This window comes from Mesoflavibacter sp. (assembly GCF_964226795.1).
GTDB classification, from domain to species: Bacteria; Bacteroidota; Bacteroidia; order Flavobacteriales; family Flavobacteriaceae; genus Mesoflavibacter; species Mesoflavibacter zeaxanthinifaciens.
The window spans coordinates 85,431-98,021 of record NZ_CAXQQP010000006.1; the positions used below are offsets into that span (position 1 = coordinate 85,431).

12 protein-coding genes are annotated in these 12,591 nt (G+C 31.7%); 5 read left to right on the plus strand and 7 right to left on the minus strand.

The features are described 5' to 3' along the window. Positions 1-122 precede the first annotated feature (122 nt). On the plus strand, positions 123-662 hold the full coding sequence (locus ACEQT4_RS04170) for a hypothetical protein (protein WP_370226159.1): 540 nt from the start codon (positions 123-125) through the stop codon (positions 660-662). A 207-nt stretch (positions 663-869) separates the two neighbouring features. Here ACEQT4_RS04170 and clpB read toward each other — a convergent pair whose 3' ends face one another. Continuing rightward, a complete protein-coding gene (clpB, locus tag ACEQT4_RS04175; protein WP_370226160.1) occupies positions 870-3,476 on the minus strand; it encodes an ATP-dependent chaperone ClpB in 2,607 nt (868 codons plus the stop codon). Positions 3,477-3,658: 182 nt separating this feature from the next. On the opposite strand from clpB, the gene ytxJ reads away from it, so the two are divergent. Genes ytxJ through ACEQT4_RS04190 form a run of 3 tightly spaced genes read left to right on the plus strand, consistent with a single transcriptional unit; the run spans position 3,659 to position 5,164 of the window. Further along, complete coding sequence (gene ytxJ / locus ACEQT4_RS04180) at positions 3,659-4,039, plus strand: bacillithiol system redox-active protein YtxJ (RefSeq protein WP_370226386.1); 381 nt, start codon at positions 3,659-3,661, stop codon at positions 4,037-4,039. Between the two features lie 10 nt (positions 4,040-4,049). Continuing rightward, positions 4,050-4,559 carry a DUF3124 domain-containing protein gene (locus ACEQT4_RS04185; protein WP_370226161.1) on the plus strand — a complete coding sequence of 170 codons (510 nt, stop codon included), beginning with the start codon at positions 4,050-4,052 and terminating at the stop codon, positions 4,557-4,559. Then, positions 4,559-5,164: a MarC family protein gene (locus tag ACEQT4_RS04190; RefSeq protein WP_027878781.1), complete on the plus strand. Its 606-nt coding sequence runs from the start codon at positions 4,559-4,561 to the stop codon at positions 5,162-5,164. Before ACEQT4_RS04185 ends, ACEQT4_RS04190 begins: the two co-directional genes overlap by 1 nt. Positions 5,165-5,193: 29 nt before the next feature. Here the strand turns inward: ACEQT4_RS04190 and ACEQT4_RS04195 are convergent, their stop codons facing one another. Beyond that, the gene (locus tag ACEQT4_RS04195) at positions 5,194-6,375 is read right to left on the minus strand and encodes a hypothetical protein (RefSeq protein ID WP_370226163.1); all 1,182 of its coding nucleotides are present in this window, start codon (positions 6,373-6,375) and stop codon (positions 5,194-5,196) included. Positions 6,376-6,494: 119 nt separating this feature from the next. Beyond that, the gene (gene fahA, locus ACEQT4_RS04200; protein WP_370226165.1) at positions 6,495-7,787 is read right to left on the minus strand and encodes a fumarylacetoacetase; all 1,293 of its coding nucleotides are present in this window, start codon (positions 7,785-7,787) and stop codon (positions 6,495-6,497) included. 110 nt (positions 7,788-7,897) lie between these two features. Between fahA and glyA the strand changes: the two genes are divergently transcribed. Further along, complete coding sequence (gene glyA, locus ACEQT4_RS04205; protein ID WP_370226167.1) at positions 7,898-9,169, plus strand: serine hydroxymethyltransferase; 1,272 nt, start codon at positions 7,898-7,900, stop codon at positions 9,167-9,169. Between the two features lie 81 nt (positions 9,170-9,250). Here glyA and ACEQT4_RS04210 read toward each other — a convergent pair whose 3' ends face one another. The 4 genes from ACEQT4_RS04210 to ACEQT4_RS04225 form a co-directional block, all read right to left on the minus strand. Further along, on the minus strand, positions 9,251-9,454 hold the full coding sequence (locus tag ACEQT4_RS04210; protein WP_162138983.1) for a DUF2892 domain-containing protein: 204 nt from the start codon (positions 9,452-9,454) through the stop codon (positions 9,251-9,253). 96 nt (positions 9,455-9,550) lie between these two features. After that, complete coding sequence (locus tag ACEQT4_RS04215) at positions 9,551-11,110, minus strand: hypothetical protein (protein WP_370226169.1); 1,560 nt, start codon at positions 11,108-11,110, stop codon at positions 9,551-9,553. A gap of 297 nt (positions 11,111-11,407) precedes the next feature. Further along, positions 11,408-11,788, minus strand: coding sequence for an acyl-CoA thioesterase (locus ACEQT4_RS04220; RefSeq protein WP_370226171.1), 381 nt, complete (start codon positions 11,786-11,788; stop codon positions 11,408-11,410). Between the two features lie 10 nt (positions 11,789-11,798). Next, the gene (locus ACEQT4_RS04225; protein WP_370226172.1) at positions 11,799-12,542 is read right to left on the minus strand and encodes a carboxypeptidase-like regulatory domain-containing protein; all 744 of its coding nucleotides are present in this window, start codon (positions 12,540-12,542) and stop codon (positions 11,799-11,801) included. Positions 12,543-12,591: the final 49 nt, after the last annotated feature.

Genomic DNA, 12,591 nt, shown 5'->3' on the forward strand with positions numbered 1-12,591 from the left:
TAATCTAATGGATGTTGATTTTTAAGATGAAGTAAAAACTTTTGAAAAGCATGATAAAAGTCAGTTTTTAAGCTCTAAGACTGCTATAAATTTGTGTCAGTAACTAAAACAAATATTACGACATGAAAAAATTATTATTACCATTAGCATTAATTTTATTAATATCATTTAAAGTATCTGCTCAAGAAGATAACCAAGGATTAAAAGGTGCTTGGTGGGCATTAGGACAACTAGAGTTTAATGATGATGAAGCATCAGATACAAGTACTTTTGGAATTATGCCTGTAGTAGGAACATTTGTTTCTCCTTCTGTTACAGTTGGTTTAGGTGTAGGTTATAGTTCTGTAAAAGTAGCAGATGCAAATGCTGTAGATGCAGTAACAGTAATGCCTTTAGCAAGAAAATACTGGAATATTAATGAGAAATTTTACATTTTTGGTCAAGCAGATGTACCATTAACTTTTTATGATGGAGCAACTGGTTATGGTTTTAATTTAAGACCAGGTGTTGACTTTTTTGTATCTAACGTATTAACTTTAGAAGCAACTTTTGGACAGTTTGGTTATAATGCAATTTCTCCAGATGAAGGAGATGCAGTAGGAACAACGTCTTTAGGTTTCAATTCTATGGATGTAAATTTTGGTATCAAATTATTATTTTAAGAGTTAGTTAGTTTAACCAAAATTTTCGAAAAGCCACTTTGAAAAAAGTGGCTTTTTTAATTTTAAATAAAATAAAAAAAAAGCAACACTACACTTTTTCTGTAAGAAAAGTCTTGTGCTGCTTTTTCAACTAACCAACCAATTATGAAAACGGTCTAAACTTTATAATATTATATGTCTTTTTAGTATTAACAGAACTTTATGAAATTATAATTCGTCTTCAACTAAATCACCTTGATTTCTAAATACAAGTTCACCGTCAAACGCATCTAGTAAAATGATACTATCTGTATTTATTTTTCCAGCTAAAATCTCTTTACTTAATTGATTTAATACTTCTTTTTGTATTACTCGTTTTACTGGTCTTGCTCCATATTCTGGATTATAACCTTTTTCTGCTAAGTATTCTATCGCTTCTGGTGTAGCGTCAAAAGTTATTCCTTGCTTAGCAATCATTTTAGTTACACTTTTTAATTGTAATCCTACAATTTGTGTAATGTTGTCTTGTGTTAAAGGTGTAAACATTATTGTATCGTCAATACGGTTTAAAAACTCTGGACGTACCGTTTGTTTTAGTAATCCTAAAACATCTACTTTTGCAGCTTCCATAGCAGATTCTACATCTTTGGTAGCTTCAAAACGTTCTTGTATTATGTGACTTCCCATGTTAGAAGTCATGATTATAATGGTGTTTTTAAAGTCAGCCATCCTACCTTTATTATCTGTTAAATGACCTTCGTCTAAAACTTGTAATAGAATATTGAACGTATCCGGATGTGCTTTTTCAATTTCGTCTAACAATACAACTGAATAAGGTTTACGTCTTACTGCTTCGGTTAATTGTCCTCCTTCGTCATAGCCAACATATCCTGGAGGCGCACCAACTAATCTACTAACGGCATGACGTTCTTGATACTCGCTCATATCTATTCTAGTCATTGCGTTTTCGTCATCAAAAAGATACTCGGCTAATGCTTTAGCAAGTTCTGTTTTACCAACACCAGTTGTTCCTAAAAATAGGAATGTACCAATTGGTTTTTGTGGGTTTTGTAAACCTGCGCGACTACGTCTAACGGCATCACTTACTGCTTCTATAGCTTCTTCTTGACCAACAACACGTTTATGTAGCTCGTCTTCAAGTTTTAAAAGCTTTTCGCGTTCGCTTTGAAGCATTTTTGTAACAGGAATACCTGTCCATTTTGCAACAACTTCTGCGATATCATCATAGTTAACTTCTTCTTTAATTAAGCTATGTTCTGATTGCGATTGCAAGTCTTTTTGAAGGCTTTCCAGTTTTTCTTGCGCTTCTTTTATTTTACCATATCTAAGCTCGGCTACTTTACCATAGTTACCTTCTCGTTCTGCACGTTCGGCTTCAAGTTTAAAGTTTTCAATATCTTGTTTTGTGTTTTGGATATTGTCTACAACTTCTTTTTCGCTTTTCCATTTGGCGTTAATCTCGTTACGTTCTTCTTTAAGATTAGCAAGATCACTTCTTAAAGATTTCAGTTTTATTTCATCTTTTTCGCGCTTAATAGCTTCAATTTCAATTTCTAACTGCATTATTTTTCTATCCAAAACATCTAGTTCTTCTGGTTTAGAATTAATCTCCATACGCAGTTTTGAAGCCGCTTCATCCATTAAGTCGATAGCTTTATCTGGTAAAAATCTGTTGGTAATGTAGCGTTGAGATAACTCTACAGCGCCAATAATAGCTTCGTCTTTAATACGTACTTTGTGATGCGTTTCGTACTTTTCTTTAATACCTCTAAGTATAGAAATGGCGCTTTCTGTATCTGGCTCGTCTACCATTACTTTTTGAAAACGACGCTCTAAAGCTTTGTCTTTTTCGAAGTATTTTTGATACTCGTCAAGTGTTGTTGCACCAATAGATCTTAACTCACCACGCGCCAAAGCAGGTTTTAAGATGTTTGCTGCGTCCATTGCACCTTGCCCGCCACCAGCACCAACAAGCGTATGTATTTCGTCTATGAAAAGAACGATATCACCTTCGCTAGTCGTCACTTCTTTGATTACAGCTTTAAGACGCTCTTCAAATTCACCTTTAAATTTAGCACCTGCAATAAGAGCACCCATATCTAAAGCAAAAATTTGCTTTTCTTTTAAGTTTTCTGGTACATCGCCATCTACAATACGATGTGCTAAACCTTCGGCAATAGCGGTTTTACCAGTACCAGGTTCACCTACCAAAATAGGGTTGTTTTTGGTACGACGCGATAAGATTTGTAAAATACGTCTAATCTCTTCGTCACGACCAATTACTGGATCAAGCTTACCGTCTTTAGCTAATTGATTTAGGTTTTTTGCGTACTTGTTTAAAGAATTATAAGTATCTTCTTGACTTTGAGATGTTACACGATCTCCTTTTCTAAGTTCCTCAATTGCAGCTTTTAAACCTTTTTCGGTGACACTTTGGTCTTTAAGCATTTGTGCAATCTTGCTATTAGATTTTAAGATAGCTAAGATTAAATGCTCTATAGACACAAAATCGTCTTTCATGTTTTTTGCAATGATAGACGCTTCGTTTAGTGTTTTACCAGCTTCACGCGATAACATAAGATCTGCGCCAGAGACTTTTGCAAAACTTTCTAATTGCTTGTCTAAAGCTTGTTTTAATACTGTCGTGTTAACATTTAGTTTTTTTAATAAGAATGGTAACACGTTTTCATCAACTTCTAAGATACTTTTAAAAAGGTGCTCGTTTTCTATTTGTTGATGCCCATAACTTTGCGCAATTTGTTGCGATTGTTGTATGGCTTCTTGCGATTTTATTGTATAATTGTTTAAGTTCATTTTTTAAAATTTAGCAATGTTTGATTGCTTTATTTCAATTATCTTACCAATAGTATTTTAGCGACAAAATGTCTGTTAACTACTGGTTTTTAGTGACTTTTAGTCAGTTTGTAAGTTTTAAAATTGAAGTCGACTTACTATATAAATTAACTTTCGCTATTGCGGAAAATGAAGTATACATTATGTTTGGAAAACTTTTTGGAAATAATAAAACGCCTAAGGAAGAGAAAGTACTACCTTGGCAAAACTTAAGAAGTATAGAGCAATTAGATGAAATTGAATTATCATCTAAAGGAAAAACACAGCTGATATTTAAACATTCTACAAGATGTGGAATTAGTAGAATGGTTTTAAACCAATTTACTGAAGCTTATGATTTAGATCTAAATGCAGATTTATATTATTTAGATTTGTTAAATTATAGAGATGTATCTAATGAGGTTGGTTACAAATTTCAAGTGATGCATCAATCACCACAATTACTAATTATTAAAAATGGAGTAGTGGTTGCTCATGCTAGTCACGGTGCAATAAATGATTTAGATTTAAGTACCTTTATATAAAATTAATTTTATGAAAAAAGTAGCGCTTTTAATTACTGTTGTTAGTGTTTTGTTTAGTTGTGAAACTAAACAGAATAATGAGCCTAAACCTTCTAGTCATTTAGAATCTATGAAATGGACAGGAAAAGTTAACGACTCTTTAATAGAAGGTAGTTCTTATTTATCGGTATATTCTCAAATATACAGTACTACAGAGCATAAAACACATGATTTGACCGCTACCGTTAGCATAAGAAATACAAATAGAACTGATACAATTTATATTAATAGCGCAGACTATTTTAATACAAAAGGTGATTTAATAAGACATTATATAAAACAACCAATTTTTATAAAGCCAATGCAAACCATTGAAATTGTTATAGATGAAAATGATATTGAAGGTGGTACAGGAGCTAATTTTATTTTTGATTGGTCTGTAAAAAAGCTTACAAATGTACCATATTTTGAAGCTATTATGATATCTACTTCAGGACAACAAGGTTTATCGTTTACTACAAAAGGAGTTGATTTAAATTAATGAAAGAAATATTTACTACCATATTATTTTTGATTGCTGTAATAGATCCTTTAGGGTCTGTACCTGTATATTTAGAGGCTACTAAACATTTTGACAATAAATATAAAAAACGTGTTGCTATAAGAGCTAGTGTAATTGCTTTCTTTGTTTTATTGTTCTTTATAGTAATTGGACAATTAATATTAGAAGGTATGAATGTTACATTAAATGCTTTTCAGATTTCTGGAGGCGTCATTCTATTTTTATTTGCTTTGACTATGATTTTTGGTAGTGGCAAACCAGAAAGCGAAAAACATCTTATTAAAGATTATAAGCATGTAACTATTTTTCCTGTAGCAATACCTTCTATAGCATCTCCTGGAGCAATAATGGCTGTAGTTTTAATGACTGATAACCATATTTATTCTATAAACCAACAATTAATTACGACATTTTTAGTTCTTTTTGTGGTTGCTCTAACAGGAATATTGTTACTTGTAGCTGCAAACGTTCAAAAAAGAATAGGCGAATATGGTATAACTGTAATTAGTAAGATTATGGGATTAATATTAGCATCTTACGCAGTGCAAAGCGTATTAACAGGCTTAAAAGACTTTTTTGCATAAAAAAACTCCCAATTAAGGGAGTTTTTAGTTTATGAGAATGTCATTTGTTTTATAATACTTTTTAACTTCTGTTTTAAGTCTTCATTTGTATCATAAACCATTTGCTCATTTGTTGGAAATGGTACAGCTCTATTACCTAGCAACCTTTTATCATCATCACTTAAAGCACGTCTATCTCCTCTAAATCTTCCGTAGAAGTTTTCAAAAATAAATTCTGAATCTATTGGGAAACTTTCTAACACCTGATTTTGTTTTATGTCAGTAAATACAACTTGACCAATAACTTGAGTCGATTTTACTTGCTGTACTTCAGATAATCTAGCTAACACTCTAACTATTTTATCTTGTTTTATATCATTTCCAGAACTGTCTTTAGCAACATTTCCGTTTTCGTCTAAAACATATTCCCAACCATCTACAATTTCAGCTTCTCTAACATATTCTTTTTCATAAACATGTTCTGGAGAGATATTTATACGTTTAAGCTGCAATTGCATCGCATAATCATAATTAATATCTGCAGAAGCATTAGCATGATATAAAGTCCAAAAATTATCGTTTAAGCCATAAGTATCAAAGTCTAATAACTCTTCCTCTAATCTTGTAGGTACAATTTGGTTAGTTTCATTTTTAACAGAAACTATTACAAAGTCTGTTCCTTTAAAATGAGCTTGATCCATTAAAGATCTAACATCTTTAAAATTAGGATTGATGTACTCTACATCTTCTAATAAACCGTAAGCTTCTCTTGCATTGTATTTATCTGAAGTACTTAATAATTGTTTTGCTTGACTGTATTTATAGTCTGAAACTTTAGATTTATAATCTATAATGTCAGACGTATAATTATTAAATTTAAATTTAATTGTTTTACCATTAATTTGAAGAGGTAATACACTTTTTATAGAGTTTTGTCTACTATCTAAACGTGTGTAAAGATTGTAAATAGTCTCATAATACTCTGGATTACCATCTTGTTTTAGTTGGTTAATTCTGTAATGATTATCCTCTACAACTTTATAATAAGCGTCTCTTAACATAAGCACATAATCTTGTTTACGCTTAGCATTTTTATTAGTTTCAAGCTTTTTTAATGCATTATTAATTGCTTGATCGTAGTTACCAGTGTTTAGCTGTTTTTCGATTTGTTTTCTTCCCACACAAGACGATAGTGCCAGAAAAAGTACTGTAATAATTGTAAAGTTTTTCATCTTCTTTGGGTTTTAAGGGTTATTAGGATAAGTATTTTCAAGATGCGTGCCAAAACTAAAAATAAAACCCTTTAGACGGTCTAAAGGGTTTCATTTTTATAAAAAAAGATGTTGTTTATCTATTTATTTTTTTTAGGCTCAAAAACAGGTAATAGTTTTGTTTTTACTTCTCCAAAACCAATTCGTGTTCCGTCTTTTTCGCAATAACCACGCATAATTACAGTATCATTGTCATTTATAAACTTACGCTCGGTACCATCTGCCATTTTTAAAGGCTTTTCTCCGCGCCATGATAATTCTAGCATAGATCCGTAACTGTCTGGTGTAGAACCAGAAATTGTTCCGCTTCCCATCATATCTCCAGAGTTAACAGGACATCCGTTAACAGTATGGTGAGCTAATTGTTGGGACATGCTCCAATACATATATTTAAAGTTAGATTTACTAACTACTTTTTCTTTAGCTTTTTCTGGTTGGATAGCAACCTCTAAATTAATATCGTAGCTTTTTTGTCCTTTTTGTTGTAAGTAAGGAAGTTGCTTTTTTAAAGGTTTAGGTCCATCTGTTTTAAAAGGTTGTAATGCATCTAATGTAACTATCCAAGGAGAAATTGAAGAGTCAAAGTTTTTTGCTAAGAAAGGACCTAATGGTACATATTCCCATTTTTGAATATCACGTGCAGACCAATCATTAAATAAGACTAATCCAAAGATGTATTCTTCAGCTTCATCTACAGGAATTGGTTCTCCTAAATCGTTAGCATCTGTAGTGATAAACGCCATTTCTAATTCAAAATCTACTAATTTACTTGGACCAAAAACAGGCTCTTCAGCTCCAGCAGGTAAAGTTTGTCCTTGTGGTCTATGTACTGGTATTCCTGAAGGAATGATAGAGCTGCTTCTACCATGATAACCAACTGGTATGTGTAACCAATTTGGTAACAATGCGTTATCTGGATCTCTAAACATAGTACCAACATTTGTAGCATGTTCTATGCTAGAATAAAAGTCTGTATAATCACCAACTTGAACAGGTAATTGCATTTCAATTTCATCTAATCTAAATAATACAATTTCCTTGTGTTTTACATTGTTTTTTAATGTGTCGTTTTCAGCATCAAAAATTTCAGCAATTCTATTTCTTACAGCGCGCCATGTATTGCGTCCATCTGCAATAAAATCGTTTAAAGTGTCTTGTAAGAAAATATCGTCAGTTAATGGGATACCGTCAAAATAACCTAATTGGTGTAAAGCGCCTAAATCTATTGCAGTATCACCAATACGTGTTCCGATGGTAATTATATCATCTCTGGTTAAAAAAACGCCAAAAGGTATGTTCTGTATAGGGAAATCTGAATTTTTATCGACGTGTAACCACGATTTTCTATCCGGATTGTTAGCTGTTAAAGGCATAAATATTTGTTGATTTGTTGTTTATAAATTCTAAGTAAATATATGTTTTTTGAATTATTTACAAGACATATTTCTTATTTTTGATAAATTTTTAACGAGTAACAAAAATTATGCAACGCGACGAACAAATATTTGAATTAATTGAAGCAGAAAAAGACAGACAGTTACACGGTATAGAGCTTATTGCTTCTGAAAACTTTGTAAGCGACCAAGTTATGGAAGCTGCTGGATCTGTACTAACTAATAAATACGCCGAAGGTTATCCTGGTAAGCGTTATTATGGTGGATGTGAAGTTGTTGATGAGGTAGAACAAATTGCAATAGACCGTGCTAAAGCATTGTTTGGTGCAGACTATGCTAACGTACAACCACATTCTGGTAGCCAAGCTAATACAGCAGTTTACCATGCGTGTTTAAAACCAGGTGATAAAATTTTAGGTTTTGATTTATCACATGGTGGACATTTAACACACGGATCGCCAGTAAATTTTTCTGGTAAATTATACAACCCTGTATTTTATGGAGTAGAAGAGGAGACAGGTGTTTTAAATTACGATAATATACAAGAGATTGCTACTAAGGAAAAACCGCAATTAATTATTGCTGGTGCTTCTGCTTACTCTAGAGATATAGATTTTAAGCGTTTTCGTGAAATAGCAGATAGCGTAGGTGCTATTTTATTAGCAGATATTTCTCATCCATCTGGATTAATTGCTAAAGGTATTTTAAACGATCCTATGCCACATTGCCATATCGTAACTACAACGACACATAAAACATTACGTGGTCCAAGAGGCGGAATGATTTTAATGGGTAAAGATTTTGAAAATCCGTTTGGTATCACACTTAAAAACGGAAAACCACGTATGATGTCTTCTTTATTAGACTCTGGTGTGTTCCCTGGTAATCAAGGTGGACCATTAGAACATATTATTGCTGCAAAAGCAATTGCTTTTGGAGAAGCTTTAACAGATGACTTTTTACACTACATGTTACAAGTAAAGAAAAATGCAGCAGCTATGGCAAAAGCGTTTGTAGATCGTGGTTATAACATTATTTCTGGTGGTACGGATAACCACATGATGTTAATAGATTTACGTAACAAAAATATTACCGGTAAAGATGCAGAACAAGCATTGGTAAAAGCAGATATTACTGTAAACAAAAATATGGTGCCATTTGATGATAAAAGCCCATTTGTAACTTCTGGAATTAGAATTGGTACACCAGCTATAACTACAAGAGGTTTAAAAGAAGGCGATATGGAAGCAATAGTTAATCTTATAGACGAAGTGATTACAAACCACGAAGACGAAGATAAACTAGATACCATTGCTGTAAAAGTAAATGCAATGATGAGTGATTTACCATTATTTGCTTAAATAGATAATTTCGCTTTCGCGGAAAAAAAGCCAGCCAAATAGCTGGCTTTTTTTTATAAAATAAAATTTTATAAAGGTAAGTTATAGATAGTCTTCAGAGTCGTCATAAGTAGACATGTTAGTTGATTTGTAAAATGGACAAAAAGCTGTAACACTTGCAAATAAAAACATGGCTGAAACTACTATAATTATAAAAGCTATCGGACCATTAAATTCTCCTACATATAATATTGATATAAGTAATAAAACCACGATAAAACGAACTAATCTATCAAAATTGCTCATATTTCTTTTTAATTTTATCATCATTTAATAATTGAGGGTATTATTTAGTCCAAAACTAAAAGAAAAAACAAATACTATTTTATTCTTTCGTTCAATCTAGAAGATGATATGTTGAAATGCACCTAAGTCTGGATTATTGGTTCTATTAATCCCCAAAATGTCATTTGGGACTTGCGTAGCAAACGTAGCATTACCTTGACCATTTGCTGCAGAATTTTCACCAATAATTAAATCGTTTTCAAAAGGCGCTCTAAAATTAGGCGCTTCATTAAAAATGATATTTTCGTAATGGTTGATGTTGTTAAAATCGTAATTATCACCATCAAAATTTCCGCTAGAATTATCAAATCGTAATAAGCAGTTGGTTAATTTAAAATTAAAAACTACGCTTGCGTCTTCAATTTCATCTACAATTAATTCTGGATTATCATTACCGTAAATAATACAGTTGTTAAAATTGGCTTCGGTTAAATCTGCTATTGTTGCAGAGTTATCTGCGTTAATTACAAAGTTGTTAATTAGTAATGCAGGAAATTGTCTAAAACTGCTATCCCAATAATTAGCAATGGTACTATGTGTTACGTTGTATTTTCCTCCTAAAGTTGCGCCAAAACTAGCTTGACCAGAATTGTTGATAACTAAATTTTCGGCGTTTATCGATGTGTTTCTTCCTAAAATACCAAAGGTACTAGAGTTATAAATCTGCGAATTGGTAATGGTTAACTTATTAATTGGCGTACCTGCATTTGGATTAGCATCAGATAAAATTCCAACCGTACCATTTTTGATAGTTGCGTAATTTATGATGTTATTTTGGCTGTCTTCAAATAGCCAAATTGTTCCCCATTGTCCTGGTACATCAGTATAAATTGGCTCTAAACGGTCGCCTTCAAAAATAACTTCGTTTTCTAAAAGGTCTTGGTCATTACTTAACGCACCATTTACATTTAAAGAGGCATTTTCTTGAACAATTAAACCTGAATTTGCATGAAAATGCACACGTGCACCAGCTTCTACAGTTAAGGTTTCGCCAGCTGGTACAGCTGCGTAACCGTAAATAATGTAGGGTTTTTCATTAGTAAAGGTTAATTCTTCAGGTAATAACTCGCGACCTTGCAAATCAGTTTCAACCGGTTGTCCATCAATAGTTAGGGTTAATGTTTCTACAATTTGAGTAGTTTCATCTCTATCAGGGTAAATAAAAACAGCGTCTTTTATTAAGGTTACTAAATCTACGTCTTGCTGTAAATTGCCTGCGTCAAAAAGGATTTTGTCGGTGTATAAAAATTCAAAATCTGTTGCCATATGATTTTGAATATCTTCGGTAATTTCGATAAAAACAAACATGCTGTCTTTTGCTAAAATTTCGACATTGTCAAAGTTTTTTCCAGCCATTCCGTCTACGTTTAATCGGTAACCAGATGTTTCGCCATTTTCTAGTCTAATGTTTGGGACGTAGATGTCTTCATCTGAATTATTATACACTTTTAAAGTGTAAGTACTTGAGCCAATGTTAGTAAAAACAGTATCTAAATACACAGTGTCCTTAGAGAAACCTAAAGTACCATTGCTTGGTTGAAAGTCAAAATCTTTACGACAAGAACTCCACGTTAAAATGAAAATAAAAAGTGCAGTAAAATAGAGTAGGCGCTTCATATAATTGGCAGTTATCCTTTTAATAGTTGACTAAAATATAACTTTTTTAAAGGGTATTTAGTATGTGTGTTTAAAATTATTAAAATCTATTATAGAATTTCTTGAAAACCGTCAATTTGAGTGAATTTTACGATTGAAAATGGGAAAAGTTGAATAGAGAATAGAGTTTTTTAATTCAAACAAGTTCTCGATACAGTTTTTCGTACCTCAAAACCACTCGAACTGACGCTTAATTATTAATTTGAAATCAAAATGAACAACAGGTTTAAACTGACAAAAATTAATTCATGCTTTAAATTAAAATAGGTCGATAATTTCTTGCGGAATTCGGTTTGGTTTTAAAGTTTTACTATTCATAAAACACCATTTGGTTTCAGAATAGGCGCAAAGTTTTTTATCCACTAAAATTTCGACAATACGTATAGAAAATAAACCTTCACAAGATTTTACATAGGTTTTTAGTGTTACGGTTTCACCTAAAAGAATTTGATGTTTATAGTCAATGTTGTGAGATAACATAACCCAAAAATACTGGTCTAAAACAGTTGTTGACACTTCGGTTTCCCAATGCGAAATAGCAATATCATTAACCCATTTTACATATCTAATGTTATTAACGTGGTTATTTTGGTCTAAATCCTCTTTGGTAACTAGTATTTGTTTTTGATGAATTTTCATAACGCTAAAATTAGTCTTTCTCTTTATAAGCTTTAACTATAGCGTTAAATTCTTTTGCAGATTGCACTAAATATTCGATTAAATACACTTCTTTTTCTGGTTTTAATAGCTTACTATCTATATACGAAGCTTCTATGTATTGAATAAATAAATCCTGTTGATGATTTTGTATTTTTAATGTGTTTTTGAAGAAGAATTGATCTAGTGTTTTAGAGTTTTCAAAGGTTGAAATTAACTCTTCGTAAGTAGCATATTGTATAGGTTGTTGTTTGTTTTTATTTTTAAAAAGTTTACCAATCATATCAAAGACTTGAATAAAATCTATACCACCATCATTTAAATTTCCATATAAATGTGGATTTTTTTTTATGTCTTCTAATATTTGATTATGTAAATTAGTTTCTACTTCTTCTATACTTGCTAATTTAGGCAAGTGTTTTTCTTTTAAAACAACTTCTTCTAATTCGTTATTAATTTTTTTTAATTCGATTACAAATGTATCATTTGTATGCGAAGCATTAATAATTAAAGTTTGTTCATGATAAAAGATAGAACTAAAATGTAATGTGTCATTAACTTTTGCTGGAATAGTAAATTGTCCTTTTTTATTAGAAACCGTAAACTTTTTTGTATTGAGGTTTACAATCTTAATATTTTCTATTGCAGCAATAGAGTCGTAAACTATTCCATTTACTTTTTGAGCATTAGCAAAAAAACAAGTAAAGAGCGTTAGTATGAAAGCAAAATACCTCAATAGACTTTAGGTTAGTTAGTCCATCAAAAATAGAATTATTGCCTAGCTA